Consider the following 17,461-nt stretch of genomic DNA (forward strand, 5'->3'; position numbering starts at 1 on the left):
TTGTCTCATCGCCGCTTCGCGACGATTGCGATTGGGGCTTGACTTCGAGCCTCAGGCGCGATGCTTTTCGGCCTTCAAAAGCCGGGCATGAGGAGCCCGGCCGATCCGAAAAGGCCGGGCGGTGGTGGTTACGCGACCGAGTTGATGACGTTGCGTCTCGGCTTCTGGTGCGGATCCAGCCACGCGGGCGCGTAGAACGTCGGTATGCCGTGCACCATTTTCACTTCCCACTCGCTCTGGTGAATGAGCGTGTGGTGGTGGCGGCAGAGCAGCACCGCATTCTTGACCGACGTATCGCCACCGTTCGCCCAGTGATGAATATGGTGCGCGTCGCACTGTTTCGGTGGTCTGCCACAGCCGGGGAACGCGCAACCCTTGTCACGGGCGACCAGGACCCGGCGGATTCCGGCGGGAAAGCTGCGGGTCTTGCGGCCGATGTCCATCGGCTGCGACTTCTCCCCCAGCACCAGCGGAATGATCCCCGCACCGCAGGCCAACTGACGCACCTGCTCAGCCGGTACGCGCTGACCGTTGTCGAGCATGCCCTGACCGAGCTTTCCGGCCAGGTCCTCGTAGCGCATCGTCACCGTCAGCGTCACCGGCTCACCACCGTGCTCGGGCAACTGGTCGGCGCGCAGCATCAGGTCCACCAGCTCCGCGAGCGCATCCCCTTGACGCTCGGCACGCGAGCGCGGGTCCGGGCCTTCCTCGGCCGTGGTGGGGCGGGGCTTGGCCAGCGGATCCAGCAGCGCCTCGTACTTGGCGCCGGTGACCTTGTCCAGCGTCGCCCGGATCTCCAGCTGGTCGCCCTTCCAGCGCATCACATGCTGGTTGACCGGCCGCACCGGTTCGCGGTCACGTGGTTCCGGATCGTTCTGAAGCAGCGCGTAGACCAGCTTCCTGCCCAACCCCCGCAACGCCACCGGATCGTGCTCGCGCGCGAGACCGACCACGGTCTGCTCGATCTCGGCGGGCAGGTCCTTCATGATCTCGGCGACCACCGCGACATGCTCGACCGACAACACACCCTCGGCCGCCGCCAACGCGGTCACCGCAAGCTCCGGCGCGATCTCACTCCCTGTCGGCGTGAGCCCCGACCCCAGCAGCGCGGCATTCGCCACCCACTGCTTGGCGGTATTCCGACTCCACCGCACCGCATGCTGCAACACGCCCGGCAAATCCTTGTAACCGAGTTCACTCGCGGCACCACGCCGGCCCAACTCAGCAATCTTGCGCATCACCGCGTGCTCACGAGCCCGAATCTCCGCCACCTCACCAACGAGACTGCTCAGCAGCTCGCCAGTGGAAAGAAGAGGAAGGTCGGATTCGCTCACGTGCTCTACTCTACCGCAAGATCACGAGACAATAACGGATAAATCCGTACACGAAAGCGTGAACCGCCCGCCCGAACCCTCACGCGAAGGCGAAGCCGAGCCCGAAAAGGCCCAATACCGACCCGGTAAGCGGTGATGACGTGCCCAGCCCACGCGATTGGGGCTTGGCTTTGGATGCGAGGTGCTACCGCGCTCGGATCGGCCGGGCTCTTTTCAGCCCGGCTTTTCAAGGCCGGCCAGCGCCTCGCAAGGGCCCCGAAGTCGAGCCCCAACCGCAATCGTCGCGAAGCGGCGATGACTTGACCCGGCTCGTCATCGGTCCTGAGACGCGACCAGCACACGGCATCCGGACCAGTAACCACATCCCTTCGGCGGACGACTACCTGGGCAGGGGGATGATCGACGCCGGAGGGGGTGGGGTGGCATGACCGAGCAACCCATGTCGCGCGAAGAGGTCCGGTTCGCCGTTGTGCTCAACGGCGGGGTGAGCCTGGCCGTCTGGATGGGCGGCGTCGTGCTGGAACTCGACCGGCTGACCAGGCCGGGCAGTGTGTACCAGCCGCTGCTGGACCTGGTGGGCTGCACCGCGCGGGCCGATGTCATCGCCGGTACGTCGGCCGGGGGCATCAACGGGGCCGCGCTGGCGTTGTCACAGGTCAACAAGAAGGCCGATCTGAGCAGGCTGCGGGATCTGTGGGCCGAGCAGGGACGGATGGAGCAGCTGCTCAGGACGCCGTTCCGGGGTGAGCCGGCCAGTTTGCTCAAGGGGGACGAGTTCTTCCTGCCCAGGTTGCAGGAGGCGCTGGCCCGTCTCACCACGGACTTCGAGCCCACCGAGGCCTACGAGCGACCGATCGACCTGCGGATCACCACCACGCTGCTGGGCGGGGTTCCCACCATCACCTACGACGACCTCGGGCAGCCGCTCACGCAGTCGGTGCACCAGGGCAGTTTCTCGTTCCGGCGCGACCCCTACGACTGGGTGGCGGAGGACACCAGGAACGACTTCACGGCCGACAAGTTGAACGAGCGCGTGCTGCAGCTTGCGCTGGCGGCGCGCAGCAGTGCCAGTTTCCCGTTCGCGTTCGAGCCGAGCTTCATCCCCGTCGGAGGTCAGGCGACGCCGGAGCGGCCGGACATGGCGGATGTCGCGAGCTGGGCCAACGGGGGTGATCGGAGCCGGTTCGCGGTCGACGGCGGGGTGCTGGTCAACACGCCCACGAAGGAGGCGTTGGAGGCCATTGACCGGATGCCGGCGGACGGGCCGGTGCGGCGGGTGATGTTGCTGGTGTTCCCGCACGCGGAGCCGCTCGGGTCGGAGCCGGTGGCGGACACCGTCGCCAAGGCGATGACGACGGTCAGTTCGGGCGCGAAGCTGTTGAGCGCCATGTCGAGTCAGGCCGGTCGCACGTACGTGGAGAAGATCGAGGAGCACAACCGGCGGGCCGCCAGCAGCAGGGGCGGGCGGATGGCGTTGCTGGAACGGCTGAACGCGGGCGGGCAGAACGTCGTCGACGAGGTGTACTCGTTGGCGGACAAGCTCTTCGGGCACTACGAGGACGCCGAGATCCGGCTCGCGGCGCGGCAGGCCGTGGCGCAGCAGTTCGCGTTGCCCAAGGGGAATCCGGCCAACTGGTCGTTCGAACGGGCGCGGCGGGCGGCGGAGAACGCGCAGCGCACGTGGAAGCAGACGCAAGGCGTGCTGCCGTACGTGCCCGGTGTGCGGTTGCCGAGCGTCGTGTGCCGGGAGGACGTGGGCTGGGAGTGGGGCATCGCGATGGCCGAACGCCTTGGTGCGTCGGCGCTCGACCTGCTCAAGCGGCTCGTGTGGGTGGCGCCGGACGGCAAGGCCGACCAGATCGCCAAGGCCCGGCGTGAGCTGCACCAGGTGCGTGCCGAACTGCGCAAGCTCAGGTCCGAGGTCTTCGCGTGGCAGCCGTCGGACTCGCTCGGTGAGGACTACTGGACCGGCCGGCTGGCGAGCTACCACGAGAACATGATCGACGGGCACCTCGGGCTGGACGTCAGGGCGCAGGTCGCCGAGATCGGCCGGATCGTCGGCGAGGCCCAGGAGGTCATGACCGAGCTCGACGAGTACCGGCTCAAGCTCGGCGGGCTCGGCTGCTGGCAGGCGCTGCTGACGCCGGTGGCCACGGCGCAGGAGGCCGGGCTGTCCGCCGCGGAGCGGTCGCTGAGCAGGCTGCTGGCCCTGGAGATCGCGGGCACGTGCCTGTCCGACGACTCCTCCACCGGACTGGACACGCCGGTCGAGCTGGTGCAGGTGTCGCTGCAGACGCGCAACGCGTTCGCCCAGCAGTCGATCACGGCCGACGACAAGGCGGGCGGGGCGTCGCTGGCGCGGTTCTCCGGGTTCCTGAAGCGGTCGTGGCGGGTCAACGACTGGATCTGGGGCCGGCTCGACGGCGCCACCATGCTGTGCCGGGTGCTGTTCGACCCTCGGCGGCTGCGCCGGATGGACATGCTCGGCCGGCCGGACGGTGACCAGCGCACGCCGCAGGAGCGGGCGGAGGCCGTCGTCAACAGCGTGATCAAGACGATGTTCGGGCCCGAGCTGCCGATGCAGGTCGCCGTGTGCGCCGAGGAGGCCAAGCAGGAGCTCGCGGGCATCTACGCGGCGGACCACGAGCTGTCGCCGTCGTCGATGAAGCTCGCCGAGCTGGCCGCGTGGGGTCTGCACTGGCGGATCATCTGCGACGAGCTGCCCCGGCTGCGGGCCGCGATCATCGCCGACCGCGGTGACGGCTCGGACAAGCGCTCACGGGGTGAGCTGTTCCTCGAAGAACACGAGGACCTGTTGCGGCGCCTGGAATATCCGCACGAGCACACGGTCACGCTGGGCATGGCGGCGCTGACCGCGTTCGACCGCGCCGGCATCGGCCGCGAGCCGCTGACCCAGGAAGCCGCGTCCGACCAGATGATCCGCACGGCCGCGACGGCCGCGGCGGTGGCGGTCACGGTCGCCGACTCCGAACGGTCGGGGCTCGCCGCGGTCCGGCCGGTCACCCGCACCATCCGCGGCGCCGCGCTGCTCCCCTACTGGACGATCACCGGCCTGACCAGAGGCGGGAACCTGGCGCAGTTCCTGGGACTGCTCGGTCTCGCGGTCGGTGGCGCGCTGGTCGTGATGGCGTTGTTCGGCGTCCTGCCGACGTGGGCCGCGGGACCGGGCGCCGCGATCGGCGCGGCCTGTCTGCTCGCCGCTTTCGGTTACGCGGCACTGAGAAGCGGCACGATGCTGCACGGTCTGGTGCTGCTGTCACCGGTGATCCCGTTGGCGGCCATCGCAGTCGACCGGTTGCCGGACGACAAGTCGCAGGTCACCACGGGCACGGTCACCATCGCCGGGGTGGCGCTGGTCGTCACCGCGCTGCTGGTCCTGGGCTCGCTGCCCGCGCCCGTCCGCACACCGCTCGCGGTGCTGGCCGGCTTCCGGCCGATGGAGATCATCGAGCGGCGCTGGAAGCAGGTGGCCGTGGTCGCGGTCGCGATGGCGCTGGTCTGGGCGATCTGGCAGTTCGAGCTGCACACCAAGCCCTGGCTGGTGATCCCGACTTCGGTCCTCTGTGGAGCGTTCGGCGTCTACAAGGCGCTCAGCGGGGGCAAGTCGCTGCAACGGTGGCGGCGGGTGGAGGGCGTGTGGGGCACGGAACCGGCCGAGCCGCCGGCCGCCGCGACCGCGGGCTGGGCCGTGGTCTACGGCCTCGGCTACCTCGCGCTCGCCGACGTCCTGCTGCTCATCCGGCCGCACGGCTGGGGCTGGACGACGGTGATCGGCACGGCGCTGGCGTTCGGTCTCACGCTGCTGCTGATCACGTCGTGGTACGTGCCGCGGGTGGAGCGCCACCGGATCAGCCGCCAGCTCGTCACCGAGGCGATTCCGGCGGTCTACCCGGACGACTGCGACATCAAGGCGATGCTGCGCGAACGGCTGGAGGGCCACGCGTCGCTGTACCGGTTCCTCATCGAGGGAGAGGGCGAGCACCCCTCAACGCTCACCCTCTCCCGCAACGGACAGCTCGTCGCGCAGCAGATCGAGCAGAAGCTCAGGCCGTCGACGCCTGGTCCGATCGCCAGGCCGGTCAGGCCGCCAACGCGATGACGGGCGCCGGCAGGCCCATCGCCCGTGCGTACAGGGCCTCGAAGCGCTCCAGGGTCGCCGCCAGCGCGTGGTGCGAGATGATCTCGCCGCTGGCGGCGCCCATCCGCGCCCGCATCGGGGCGTCGTGCACCAGCGTGTGCAGTCGCTGCGCCAGCGCGCTCACGTCACCGGGCTCGAACAGCCAGCCGTTGCGGCCGGGGTGCACGAGGTGCGGCAGCGCCATGGCGTTCGCGGCGATCACCGGCTTGCCCGCGGCCATCGCCTCCATCGTGGCGAGGCTCTGCAGTTCGGCGACACCGGGCATCACGAACAGGTCGGCGCGGGCGTAGGCGTCGAGCAGGTCGTCCTCGGACACGAACCCGTGGAACCTCACCCTGTCCGTGATCTCCAGGTCGCGGGCCAGCAGCTCCCACTCGGCGCGGCAGGTGCCGTCACCGACGATCTCGCCGAACGCGCCGGGCACGCGGGCCAGCGCGCGCAGGAACTCGTCGACGCGCTTCTCCTCGTCCAGCCGCCCGACGAACAACGCCGTGGGACGGTCGTTGTGCACCACGGAACGCTGGTAGCGGGCGATGTCGATGCCGCACGACACCGGCACCGCGCGCTCCGGGAAACCGCTGTCGTGCAACAACTGCACGGCCCGCGGCGTGGGCGCGGTGACGACGTCGGCCCGTCCGAACACGCGGGCCAGGTCGCGGTAGGCGAACTTGCGGGCCATGCCCTGCAGGAACGACGGCACGTGCGCGTGGCTGAACAGGTTCTCCGGCATGAAGTGGTTCGTGGCGAGCGTCGGAATGCCCTGCGCGACAGCGGAGTTCAGCACGAACCGGCCCACCACGAAGTGCGCCTGGACGTGCACGACGTCCGGCTTGAGCGACTTGACCAGCTCGTCGGCTTCGCGAGAGGCCTGCCACGGCAGGCAGAAGCGGAAGTCCGGGTAGAACGGCAGCCGGTGCGAGCGCAGCCGGTGCACCGTCACGCCCTCGATCTCGGTGGCCCGCGGCGAGTCCGGGGCGATCACGTGGACGTCGTGCCCGCGGGACGCGAGGCCGATGGCGAGGCGCTGGGCGAAGCGCGCGGCTCCGTTGACGTCCGGCGGGAACGTGTCGGCGGCGATGACGACGCGCAGCGCGCTGGAGGTGTTCACGGGAAGCTCCGATCGAGTAGAGACACGAGGTTGACGAGCGAGGGCGAACACACCGCTGGCTGCGGCGAGCGCGCAGGCGATCAGCGCGGCACCGGTCCACGGGGACAGGTGCGCGGCCTCGCCGAGGAGGAAGGCGCCGATGCCGACCGCGACCAGCGGGTCCACCACGGTCAGGCAGGCGACGGCGAGATGAGGGGGCCCGCCGGCGTAGGCGTGCTGGACCAGCCAGCCGCCCACGGCGAGCGAAAGAGCGATGGCGAGCACGGACACGAACTGCGCGAACCCGAACCCGCCCTGCTGCACCGCTTGGGAGACGGCTCGCATGAGGACGGACACGTACCCGTACGCGACGCCACCAGCCGAGGCGAACGCCACTGCCCGAACGCGCGCGTTCGTCGTGAGGGCGGCGATCACGCCAGGCACGGCGATCGCGCCGAGGACCACGAACCCAGCCGTGAATTCGGCGTCCGGTGCGATCTGGGTCGCAGTCGCGCTACCGGACGCGAGGAACACGAACGCGCCGACACCCGCGGTCGTGAGCAGGATCGCCGGCAGCTCGCGGAACCGCCGGTCCAGCAACGCGGTCATGCCGATCGCGAGCACGCCGACCGGCTGGACGACGGTGAGCGGCGCCATGCCGAGCGCGGCCGCGTGCACCCCGGCACCCGCGACGAGCAGGGCGAGCCCGCCCAGCCAGCGCGGCTGGGCGAGAACACCGACACGCGCACCGGTCTCGGCGACCGCGTCGTGCTGCAGCCGGGCCGCGAGGGCGAAGCACACGGCGCCGAACACGGCGAGCGTGATGGCCAGCATGGTCATGTCGTGCGCCTCACCTGTAGTGCCGCAATGGCGAAAAGAAGTCCGTAAAGGGACGCGAACAAAACGCGTTCGGTGAGCCCGCGCGCCTCGAATCCGGCGAACGAAACGTGACTCACCAGAAACGCCGCGCTCGACACACCCGCCGTTAATGCGATACCGAACAGAGCCGGAAATTTGCGGGCGATCAGCACTCCGGCCGCCGGCAGCGCCACGAACATGACCGCTCCCGCGTACCGGTGGATGTAGCCGGACATCGACGTCGGTGCCCCCGTCGGGTCGGTCGGGAAGATCGTCGACACCGTGAGCCCCGCGGACCAGACGCCGATCAGCCACTGCGCTGACCTGCCCACACCGCGCAGGTTGACGGCGAGCAACGCCGAAACGGCCGCGAGGCTGAGCGAAGTCGTCGCGAGCCACTCGGTGCCGTTGCGCACGAACACGTAGTCGCTGATCACGTCCGTGATCGGGTTGAGCTGCCCCGCCGACACCACATGCAGGTAGAAAATCGGGACGAGTGAGAACACCAGTCCCCCGACCACCAATCCCCGTCTTTTCTCCCCCAACTCGACCACGCCAGAAGTCTCTTGCGGCCGCGTTGATCAACCAATGGGGAACTCCCCCGAGCGAACCCTGAGGTGTCCCTGACTCCCGGGGGTAGGGCCAGCCCCACCAGGCGGGTGAAACCGGGCACCGCCTAGGCTGACCGTTCGTGAGCCCGAATCCCCAGCCTGCGGTGGAAGTCTCGGGGCTGGTCAAGAGGTACGGCTCGAAGACCGCCGTCGACGGCCTCGACCTCGTCGCGCAGCCCGGCACCGTTCTCGCCCTGCTCGGGCCCAACGGCGCGGGCAAGACGACGACCGTCGAGATCTGCGAGGGCTTCCGCGCGGCCGACGACGGCACCGTGCGCGTGCTCGGACTCGCGCCGGGAGACCAGGCGCTGCGCCCGCGCATCGGCGTGATGCCGCAGGGCGGTGGCGGTTATCCCGGCATCCGCGCCGAGGAGATGCTGAACCTCGTCGCGGCGTGCGCGGCCGACCCGCTGGATCCCAAGTGGCTGATCGAGGTGCTCGGGCTCTCCGGTGCGGTGCGCACGCCGTACAAGAGGCTCTCCGGTGGGCAGCAGCAGCGGCTGTCGCTCGCGTGCGCGTTGATCGGACGCCCTGAGCTGGTGTTCCTGGACGAGCCGACCGCGGGCATGGACCCGCAGGCACGCCGTCTCGTGTGGGACCTCGTGGGCGCTCTCAAGGACGACGGCGTGACCGTGCTGCTGACCACGCACCTGATGGACGAGGCCGAGGCGCTGGCCGACCAGGTCGTCATCATCGACCAGGGCCGCGTCGTGGCGCAGGGAACGCCCACCGAGCTCACCGCGAACCGCGCGGACGACCAGCAACTGCGGTTCCGCGCCCGGCCGGGCCTCGACACGTCGCTGCTGTCCGCCGCGCTGCCGGAGGGGCTGAAGGTGCGCGAGGCCACGCGGGGCCAGTACGTCGTGGAAGGCCTGATCGACCCGCAGGTCGTGTCGACCGTCACGTCGTGGTGCGCGCAGCAGGGCGTGCTGGCCGAGGAGCTGACCGTGGCCAAGCGCAGCCTCGAAGACGTTTTCCTGGAGCTGACCGGCAGGGAGCTGCGTTCGTGACCACCTTCGCTCCCGGCACGTTCAAGCCCGCGCCCGGCCGCGGGTCGCTGGCCCGCATGCTGTTCGTGCACGCCCGCACCGAAGCGCTGCTGACGTTGCGCAACGGCGAGCAGATCCTGTTGACCGTCATCATCCCGATGGCGCTTCTCATCGCGTTGTCGTTGATGTCGGTGATCCCGATGCCGGAACCGCGGGTGGGCTCGGCGGCCGCGCGGATCTTCGCGCTGGCGATCATCTCGTCCGCGTTCACCGGGCAGGCCATCGCGCTCGGGTTCGACCGGCGGTACGGCGTGCTGAAGCGGCTGGCCGCCTCGGCGCTGCCCCGCTGGCTGCTGGTCACCGGGCGGATCTGCGGTGCGCTGGTCGTCGCGGCGATCCAGGTCGCGTTGCTGGCGGTCACGGCGCTGGTGCTGGGCTGGAAGTTCCCGCTGTCCGGGCTGCCGTGGCTGGTGCTGCTGATCGTGCTCGGCACGCTGACGTTCGGCGCGCTCGGCGTGCTGCTGGGCGGGGCGTTGCGCGCGGAGATCGTGCTGGCGCTGGCCAACATCATCTGGTTCGTGCTGCTGATGGTCGGCGGTGTCGCCTTGTCGGTGCCGGTCGGATTCGTGCACCTGCTGCCGTCGGCCGCGCTGGCGCAGGCGATGGAAAGTGCTGTGGTGTACGGCACGGCGCCGGGCGCGGGTCCGGTCGCGGTGCTTCTGGCCTGGGGCGTTGTGGCCGGGGCACTGGCCACCCGGACGACTCGTCTTACCTAGCGAGACCTACCATCAAGGGCGTGTCGAAGCTGACCGCCCTCCTCGTGTCCTGGCAGCGCGCGCTCGCGATTGCCGTCGTCATCGCGCAGGCCGGAATCGCGGTCACCGGGTCGATCGTCCGCGTGACCGGCTCCGGTCTCGGCTGCCCGACCTGGCCCGAGTGCGTCGACGGCAGCGTCGTCCCGGTGCAGCACCCCGAGGTCGCGGCACTGCACCAGTGGGTCGAGTTCGGCAACCGGACGCTGACCGGTGTCGTCGGCGTCATCGCCGGCCTGTGCGTGCTGGCGGCGTGGTTCCACCTGCCGCGGCGCCGGCGGGTGCTCACGCTCTCGCTGATCCAGCTCGGCGGTGTGGCGCTGCAGGCGGTCGTCGGCGGCGTCACGGTGCTCACGGGCCTGGCCTGGTACACCGTGTCCGTCCACTTCATGATCTCGATGGGCCTGGTGTGGCTGGCCGTGCTGCTGGTCAGCTCGTTGCGCGAGGGCGACGGTCCGGCACGGCTGCTGGTGCCCGCGCCGCTGATGAAGCTCCAGGTCGTGATGGCCGCCGTGCTGGGCGCGCTGCTGCTCGCGGGCACCTGGGTCACCGCCGCCGGGCCGCACGCCGGTGACGCCTCCACGCCGCGGCTGGGCATCAAGGTGGCGGCGCTCGCGCAGGTCCACGCGGACCTGCTGTTCCTGTTCCTGGGCCTGCTGATCGCGGTCGGGTTCTTCACCCGCACCCGCGCGTACTGGACGCTCGTCGGTGTGGTGCTCGCCCAGGGCGCGCTCGGCATGATCCAGTACTGGACCGGTGTGCCCGAGGTGCTCGTGTCGCTGCACGTGCTGGGCGCCGGTGCGGTCGTCGTGGCCACGGCGACGTTGTGGACCTCCAGCCGCGAGCGGACCGTCGAGGTCGCCGTGCCCGCCGAAGATCAGGCGCTCAGCAAGGCCTGAGCCTCGTCCTGGGAGTTGTGCCCGGCCCAGTTCGCCGGTGTCGCCTCGTAGTTCGCGTCCTTGACGGTCGGGTCGGCGCCGGCGTCGAGCAGGATCCGGATGACCGGCAGGTGCCCGCGTTCCGCCGCGAGGTGCAGCGCGGTGACGCCCTCGCCGTGCATCGGGCCGCCGAAACCCGTGCGCTGGTTGGGGTTCGCGCCCAGGTCCAGCAACGTGCGGGTGGCGTTCTCCAGGCCGCACCACGCCGCCCACGCGAGCGCCGTGCCGCGGTAGACGTCCGCGTCGATGCGGGCGCCGCGCTTCAGCAGGTCGCCGAACACCTCGACCCGGTCGTTGCGGGCGGCCCACGACAGCGCCTCGTCGAGGACCTCCTGCGGGTCGTTCGTCGGCCACCAGCGCGGAAAACCGCTGTGCGGCCGGTAGTAGCCGCGTTTCGCCTCCGGTTCGGTGGCGAGGTCGAGGTTGCCGAGGCCGGCCGCGGTGCGCAGGTTCGGCGGGTCGACGCCCAGCAGTTCCGCGACGTCCCGGTTGCCCCAGAACAACGCGACGGTCAGCGGAGTACCGCCCTCACCGCGGGCTTCGAGGTCCGTGCGGGCTCCCGCGGCGAGCAGCATCCGCGCCATGGCCGGGAGGTTCACGCAGGCCGCCTGGTGCAGGGCGGTCCAGCCGTGGACGTTCTGGTGGTTCACGTCCGCGCCGTCCTCCAGCAGCACCTGCACGAACCGCTCGTCGCAGGTGGCGGACGCGAGGCCGAGCAGGTCGTTGCCGTTGGTACCGCTGGCTTTCACGAGCCACGGGTCCCGCATCAGGATCGCCTTGAGCTCACCGAGGTCGCGCGTCTCGATCGCCTGGTACGCGCGGGCGAACGGCCGGGGCCTGCGGATGTTGGCCTGCAGCGCCTTCCAGTCCTCACAGCCGTGCGCCTGGGCGAGGACGGTGTGCGCGCCCTCCTCCGTGAGCGGCACGTCGTCGAAGACCTCCAGGGCGCCGGGCGTCCCGTCCCACGCGGAAGCGAGCAGTCCCCTGGCTCGTTCCTCGTAGTACTCGATGTCGTCGCGAAACGGGTGCCACATGCACCCAAGCTACTTGGGCGACGCGGGCCTGCGCTCCCACAAAGCGGGAAGTTCCGCTGAGAGCCAACCGTAGAGGTGGTCGACGGTCCGCAGCCGCATCGCGCGCTCCGGGTCGCCGCTGAGCAGCCGCATGCCGTCGTCGGTGAGCGTCTGCACGCTCGCGATCGCGTTCAGCTTGCGCTGCACGAACTCCGACCAGGCCTTCTCGTTGATCCGGTACTCGGCGGCCTGCCTGCCGCGCCGGGTCCTCTTGGTCACCAGGCCGACGTTGACCAGGTACTTCAGGTTCGTGCTGATCGAGCCGCTGCTGGCTTCGAGCTCCTGGGACAGCTCGGCCGCGGTGCGCTCGACCGGCTGGCAGACCAGCAGGTAACCGAGGATGCGGCCACCGATCAGCGGAATGCCCTCCTCGGCGAAGTGGGCCGCGAACCGCTCGATCCAGGCCGAGAGGCGAGTTTCCCTGCCAACGCTCATCTGAGGCGATTCCTTTCGGTCAACACTGAAACTATCGTAGCGATCTTGTCAACGACTCCCTTGTCATCGGCAGGCAATGAGTTGACACTTGGTGCGCCGCCGCCCGGACGAAGGGCTTGGCTGACCATGATTCGAAGAGCGTTGCTGGCGGCACTGCTGATAGCCGGGATCACTCCGTCCGCGCCCGCCATGGCGTTGGAGAACGGACTGGCCCGCACTCCCCCGATGGGCTTCAACAACTGGAACTCCACCGGCTGCCGGGCCGAGTTCAACGAGGCCATGGTGAAGGGCATCGCGGACATCTTCGTGTCACGCGGCCTGAAGGACGCGGGCTACCAGTACGTGAACCTGGACGACTGCTGGGCCAAGTCCTCCCGTGACTCGAACGGCAACCTCGTGCCCGACCCGGTGCGCTTCCCCAACGGCATCAAGGCCGTCGCGGACTACGTGCACTCGAAGGGCCTGAAGATCGGCATCTACACGTCGGCGGGCACCAAGACGTGCAACACGGCCGGCTTCCCCGGCGGTCTCGGCCACGAGCAGCAGGACGCGAACCTCTTCGCGTCGTGGGGCATCGACTACCTGAAGTACGACAACTGCAACAACCAGGGCGTCGACGCGCAGCAGCGCTACAAGGCGATGCGGGACGCGCTGGCGCGCACCGGCAGGCCGATCGTGTACTCGATCTGCGAGTGGGGCCGCACCGACCCGAAGGTGTGGACCTGGGGCGCGGACGTCGGCAACCTGTGGCGCACCACCGGTGACATCTCCGACAACTGGTCGTCGATGATCGGCAAGGCGCAGGCGAACCGCGCGCTGGCCCAGTACGCGGGGCCGGGTCACTGGAACGACCCGGACATGCTGGAGGTCGGCAACGGCGGCATGACGGCGGTGGAGTACCGCACCCACTTCTCGCTGTGGGCGATCATGGCCGCACCCCTGCTGATCGGCTCCGACCTGCGCAAGGTCAGCGACGACACGTTCACGATCCTGGAGAACAGGGACGTGATCGCGGTCGACCAGGATCCGTTGGGGCGTCAGGGAACCGTGGTCTCGTCAGCTTCCGGCAAGGTCGTCTACTCGAAGGTGCTGGCGAACGGTGACCGCGCCGTGGCGCTGTCCAACGAGACGACGTCGACGGCCACGATCTCGACCACCGCGTCGGCGATCGGCCTCGGCGGCGGCTCGTCCTACACGCTGAAGGACCTGTGGTCGAAGCAGGTGCGGACGGTGCCGGGAACGATCAGCGCGTCCGTGCCGGCGCACGGGACCGTGCTGTACCGGGTGACGCGCGCCGGATCGGTGTCGCGGTACGAGGCCGAGTCCGCGGTGATCTCCGGCGGTGTGGTCGAGTCGAACCACGCCGGCTTCTCCGGGACCGGGTTCGTCAACACCGACAACGCGGCCGGGCCGTACGTCGAGTGGACCGTGAACTCCGCCGCCGGGGGCGCCGCGACGCTGTCCATCGGTTACGCCAACGGCACCACGGTCAACCGGCCGCTGGACGTGGCGGTCAACGGGGTGCTGGTGGGCGATGAGGTGGCGTTCGCCGCGACCGGGGCCTGGACGACCTATGCGGCGGTGCAGCTACCGGTGACGCTGCAAGCCGGGGAGAACAAGATCCGGGTGACGGCGACGACGGCGAACGGCGCGCCGAACCTCGACTACCTCGACGTCGGATAGGCCCTCACCTCGACGAGGAACGCCGGCCACGCGCCTGCCGACACCGGCAGACGCGTGGCCGGCGCCTGGTTCACGACTCGACGGCCCGAGCGCGGCAACGGCATCATCGGGCACCGGGTGGAACTACACCGCGCCGAGCGGACATGAGTTGGCATGGACCCAGTTGAGCCTGCGGAGACCGACGAGTCGCTGTGGCTGCGGACAGCCGCGGGCGACCCGACGGGCATGGGCGCGTTGTTCGAACGCCACGCGGACACCGTCTACAACCACTGCTTCCGGCGGATCGGGGACTGGAGCACGGCCGAGGATCTGACCTCGGTGGTGTTCCTGGAAGCGTGGCGGCAACGGCGCAGGCTGCGGCTGTCGGCGGCCGGATCGGTACTGCCGTGGCTGCTGGGAATCGCGAACAACGTGATGCGCAACCACACGCGGGCGCTGAGGCGGTACGAGCGGGTGCTGGCCCGGTTGCCCGCCGCGGCGACCGAGGTGGACCCCGCCGACGCGGCGGCGCTGCGCGTGGACGCGGAACTGGAGATGGCCACGATCCTGCCTGCCTACCGCCGGTTGCGGCGCGAGGAGCAGGACGTGCTGGCGCTGTGCGTCTGGACCGGCCTGAGCTACGAGGACGCCTCGATCGCCCTGGGCGTCCCCGTCGGCACCATCCGCTCCCGGCTCAACCGGGCTCGCCGGCACCTGCGCGAGCTGCTCGACCGGCCGACCACCTTGGAAAGGGAAATGCGATGACGGACTCCTTCGACCAGATCCCCATGGCACCGCACCGGCGTGCAGCCCGTGGCAGGCACCTCGTGACCGTCGTGGCCGAGCAGTCGACGCCCAGCCGCCGGGGTGTTCTCCGCTGGGCGGTGCCCGGCGCGGTGACCGCCCTGATGCTCACCGGAGGTGTGGCTGTGGCCGCTTACGTGGTGTCCCAGCAGGCCACCGTCCGCGAGCAGGTCCACTGCTACACCGAGGCGAACGTGAACGGCTACCACAGCGACGGGGCAGGCGCGACCGCCGAGGGCAAACCCGCCGACATCGCCGACGAGGCGGTGTCTCTGTGCCGGCAGCTGTGGGAGTTCGGCGTGCTGACCGAGGGTCCTGCCGCGGCGCAGGCGCCCCCGCCGCAGCAGGACCCGAAGGCGGGTCGACCCGCCGTCAAACGGGTCGCGCCCCCACTGGTGGCGTGCGTGGTGTCCGACGGGGTGGCCGGGGTGTTCCCCGGCGACGCGAGCACCTGCGCCCGGCTCAACCTCCCGGAGTTGCGCAAGCTCGACAGATGATTCCCCAGCGGCCGGCCCCGGGGAGCTCCCCAGGGCCGGCCGATTCTCACATCACGCGGCGTTTGCCAATCGCGTTAATCGCTTTGTTCGCAGAGGTCTACGACCAGTAGATGCACTCGGTGCGGTCGCGGTAGGCGCCCATGTCGGCGGAGGAACCGACATAGCCGAGCAGCAGCCCGGTGCAGTTGGAGTTGTCCCACATCCGCTGGTAGCAGTTGTTGTAGCCGGCGAACGAGCGGATGTTGTTGTTCCAGTTGACGCCGCCACTACCGGTGTAGTTCGGCAGCGGGGCGTAGTAGAAGTCGGTGTCCCCGGTGGTCGTGGTGCAGGCGTTCGCACCGGTGAACGTCAACGACGGGGTGCCGTAGTTCTCCCAGTAGTACTCGATGCCGATCACCACGGCCATCGCGCCGGGGCCCGTGGCGTTGATCTCCTGCGTCAGCTTCGCGTCCTGGACCGCGGCCCGCATGTCGGCCGGTGCGTTGGTCACCCGGCCGCCGGTGGCGAAGGAAATCGACTCGGTGGCGGTGTGGAAGCACCTCATCGCGCCGTTGCCCACGGACACGACGCAGTGCTGCGCGTCGCCGGTCGGGGCGGGCTTGCCGCCGCCGGCGGAGGCGGACGGCGCACCCACCACCCAGGCCAGGCCGAACAGCAGCCCGGCGAAAGCGGCCATGATCTTGGTTCTTCGTTTCGCGCTCATAATCCCCACAACTCCTGTGCATTGCACGGCGATGGATACGGGGAAACCACTCGCGGGAATACCGGCGCAAGGTACCGGAAGAATAACGGACCAAACGACTTATTCACTCGTTACGTGGAAAGATCCCCCGTGCTCGACAAACATCCAGCACGGCAAGTATCAACACGGATCGGAAGCCGAGGAATAGGCCAAACAGGTCGAATAAAATCCCAAAATCGCCGTTCCGACAGGGAACCGGGTGCACCCGTGGGATGATCGGGCGTGAATTACCAATAGTGCAGCCGACATGGCCCGGGCGACACGATTAATTCCGCGGTGCACGGATTAGTGCGGAAAGCAGACCCGCAGGCACCGGGGAAGGGTACTTCGACCCGGCCGGGTCCTGAAAACGCGAGGCGGGCGATCAGCGAACGTGCATGACCCGGCCGCGCGGGACCGGGGCGAGGCCCCGCGGCGGCGTCGGGTCGCAACGCGGCGGAGTGGCGCGTCCTAACGGGCGGAATCACCCTTCACCGCAGCGAGGAACGCCGACCACGACCCGGCGGACATCGGCAGGTGCGTCACCGGCGCCTTGCTGTCCCTGACGCCGACGCCGTGCCCCACCTCGACGCAGTTGTCACCGGTGCTGCTGTAGCTGCTCTTGCGCCAGCTGGTCATTGGAGGCCCTCCAAGATGTCGTCGATCACCGCCCTCGATTGTTCACGATCGAGGGCGACGGTCGCGAGGCGCTTCACCCTGTCCTCGTAGAGCGCGACGGTGTCCTTGTCGTCGAAGAACAAGCCGCAGTTCAGGCTCTCGACGTAGACGAGCGGCGGGTATTTGGGGAACCTCATCACCCGGAAGTCACCGGCGACACCCGCGTGGGCGCCGATCGAGCTGGGGACGACGTGGAAGTTGATGTACTTCCGCACCGACATCCTCATCAGGTGGGCCAGCTGCTCGCGCCAGACCTCCTCGCCTCCCACCGGCAGCCGGAGTGCCTGTTCGTGCACGAGGAACGTGAACGTCCGGCCCGGCCTGAGGATCTCCGCCCGCGCGACCCTCGCGGCCACGACCTTCGGGACGTCCTCCTTCTCGTGCGGACCTTCTTCAGCGACAGCATGTGCGTACTCGGTCGTCTGGAGCAGGCCGGGCACGAGGATCATCGACCAGGCGACGATCTCGGTGGCTTCCTTCTCGTGGTTGATGAGGGTGCGGAGCTGGTCGGGCACGCCGTCCTCCGGGAAGAGGAGGAAGCCCTTCTCGCCGGCCTCCAGGAACAACGCCTGCAGGTGCCTGCGCTCCCCCAGCGGGACCCGGCAGTAGGCCAGCAGCACCTCGACCTCGTGCGCGTCGATGCCGCCCTTGCCGTTGACCGCGTCCGAGATCTTCGACTCGTCCCAGTCCAGCTCTTCCGCGAGTTTGCGTTGCGTCAGGCCGGTCTGGGCGATGGCGGCGCGAAGGCCGTTGCCGAACTCGCGGCCCACGACGTTCGACTCTCTTTTGGGCATGCCGAAAAG

15 protein-coding genes are annotated in these 17,461 nt (G+C 69.4%); 7 read left to right on the forward strand and 8 right to left on the reverse strand.

Going from position 1 to position 17,461, the window contains the following annotated elements; all coding sequences use genetic code 11:
- Nucleotides 1-128 precede the first annotated feature (128 nt).
- On the reverse strand, nucleotides 129-1,334 hold the full coding sequence (locus ACWEIJ_RS31070) for a DUF222 domain-containing protein (RefSeq protein ID WP_449840801.1): 1,206 nt from the start codon (nucleotides 1,332-1,334) through the stop codon (nucleotides 129-131).
- A 424-nt stretch (nucleotides 1,335-1,758) separates the two neighbouring features.
- Between ACWEIJ_RS31070 and ACWEIJ_RS31075 the strand changes: the two genes are divergently transcribed.
- On the forward strand, nucleotides 1,759-5,454 hold the full coding sequence (locus ACWEIJ_RS31075) for a patatin-like protein (protein ID WP_449840802.1): 3,696 nt from the start codon (nucleotides 1,759-1,761) through the stop codon (nucleotides 5,452-5,454).
- On the opposite strand, the gene ACWEIJ_RS31080 is transcribed toward ACWEIJ_RS31075, so the two are convergent.
- Nucleotides 5,435-7,420 carry a glycosyltransferase gene (locus tag ACWEIJ_RS31080; RefSeq protein WP_449840803.1) on the reverse strand — a complete coding sequence of 662 codons (1,986 nt, stop codon included), beginning with the start codon at nucleotides 7,418-7,420 and terminating at the stop codon, nucleotides 5,435-5,437. The genes ACWEIJ_RS31075 and ACWEIJ_RS31080 overlap by 20 nt on opposite strands.
- Entirely contained in the window at nucleotides 7,417-7,992 is a 576-nt protein-coding gene (locus tag ACWEIJ_RS31085; RefSeq protein WP_449840804.1) for a DUF998 domain-containing protein, read from the reverse strand. Before ACWEIJ_RS31085 ends, ACWEIJ_RS31080 begins: the two co-directional genes overlap by 4 nt.
- 137 nt (nucleotides 7,993-8,129) lie before the next feature.
- On the opposite strand from ACWEIJ_RS31085, the gene ACWEIJ_RS31090 reads away from it, so the two are divergent.
- The 3 genes from ACWEIJ_RS31090 to ACWEIJ_RS31100 are packed head-to-tail and all read left to right on the forward strand — an operon-like array spanning nucleotide 8,130 to nucleotide 10,749.
- Complete coding sequence (locus ACWEIJ_RS31090) at nucleotides 8,130-9,059, forward strand: ABC transporter ATP-binding protein (RefSeq protein WP_449840805.1); 930 nt, start codon at nucleotides 8,130-8,132, stop codon at nucleotides 9,057-9,059.
- On the forward strand, nucleotides 9,056-9,814 hold the full coding sequence (locus tag ACWEIJ_RS31095) for an ABC transporter permease (RefSeq protein WP_449840806.1): 759 nt from the start codon (nucleotides 9,056-9,058) through the stop codon (nucleotides 9,812-9,814). The genes ACWEIJ_RS31090 and ACWEIJ_RS31095 overlap by 4 nt, the downstream gene beginning before the upstream one ends.
- Before the next feature lie 20 nt (nucleotides 9,815-9,834).
- Entirely contained in the window at nucleotides 9,835-10,749 is a 915-nt protein-coding gene (locus ACWEIJ_RS31100) for a COX15/CtaA family protein (RefSeq protein ID WP_449840807.1), read from the forward strand.
- On the opposite strand, the gene ACWEIJ_RS31105 is transcribed toward ACWEIJ_RS31100, so the two are convergent.
- Entirely contained in the window at nucleotides 10,728-11,822 is a 1,095-nt protein-coding gene (locus tag ACWEIJ_RS31105; RefSeq protein WP_449840808.1) for an ankyrin repeat domain-containing protein, read from the reverse strand. The genes ACWEIJ_RS31100 and ACWEIJ_RS31105 overlap by 22 nt on opposite strands.
- Before the next feature lie 9 nt (nucleotides 11,823-11,831).
- Nucleotides 11,832-12,296: a GbsR/MarR family transcriptional regulator gene (locus tag ACWEIJ_RS31110; RefSeq protein ID WP_355455660.1), complete on the reverse strand. Its 465-nt coding sequence runs from the start codon at nucleotides 12,294-12,296 to the stop codon at nucleotides 11,832-11,834.
- Nucleotides 12,297-12,422: 126 nt separating this feature from the next.
- Here ACWEIJ_RS31110 and ACWEIJ_RS31115 point away from each other — a divergent pair, with 126 nt between their 5' ends.
- From ACWEIJ_RS31115 to ACWEIJ_RS31125, 3 genes are all read left to right on the forward strand, one after another.
- The gene (locus ACWEIJ_RS31115) at nucleotides 12,423-13,979 is read left to right on the forward strand and encodes a CBM35 domain-containing protein (RefSeq protein ID WP_449840809.1); all 1,557 of its coding nucleotides are present in this window, start codon (nucleotides 12,423-12,425) and stop codon (nucleotides 13,977-13,979) included.
- Nucleotides 13,980-14,132: 153 nt separating this feature from the next.
- Nucleotides 14,133-14,723: an RNA polymerase sigma factor gene (locus ACWEIJ_RS31120; protein WP_449840810.1), complete on the forward strand. Its 591-nt coding sequence runs from the start codon at nucleotides 14,133-14,135 to the stop codon at nucleotides 14,721-14,723.
- Nucleotides 14,720-15,259, forward strand: coding sequence for a hypothetical protein (locus tag ACWEIJ_RS31125; protein WP_449840811.1), 540 nt, complete (start codon nucleotides 14,720-14,722; stop codon nucleotides 15,257-15,259). The genes ACWEIJ_RS31120 and ACWEIJ_RS31125 overlap by 4 nt, the downstream gene beginning before the upstream one ends.
- A 97-nt stretch (nucleotides 15,260-15,356) precedes the next feature.
- Here the strand turns inward: ACWEIJ_RS31125 and ACWEIJ_RS31130 are convergent, their stop codons facing one another.
- The 3 genes from ACWEIJ_RS31130 to ACWEIJ_RS31140 form a co-directional block, all read right to left on the reverse strand.
- The gene (locus ACWEIJ_RS31130; protein ID WP_449840812.1) at nucleotides 15,357-15,935 is read right to left on the reverse strand and encodes a hypothetical protein; all 579 of its coding nucleotides are present in this window, start codon (nucleotides 15,933-15,935) and stop codon (nucleotides 15,357-15,359) included.
- Between the two features lie 516 nt (nucleotides 15,936-16,451).
- Nucleotides 16,452-16,619, reverse strand: a complete 168-nt coding sequence (locus ACWEIJ_RS31135) for a DUF397 domain-containing protein (RefSeq protein WP_449840813.1) — start codon at nucleotides 16,617-16,619, stop codon at nucleotides 16,452-16,454.
- A complete protein-coding gene (locus ACWEIJ_RS31140) occupies nucleotides 16,616-17,452 on the reverse strand; it encodes a helix-turn-helix domain-containing protein (protein WP_449840814.1) in 837 nt (278 codons plus the stop codon). The genes ACWEIJ_RS31135 and ACWEIJ_RS31140 overlap by 4 nt, the downstream gene beginning before the upstream one ends.
- Nucleotides 17,453-17,461: the final 9 nt, after the last annotated feature.

It is taken from the genome of Lentzea sp. NPDC004789, from assembly GCF_053601075.1.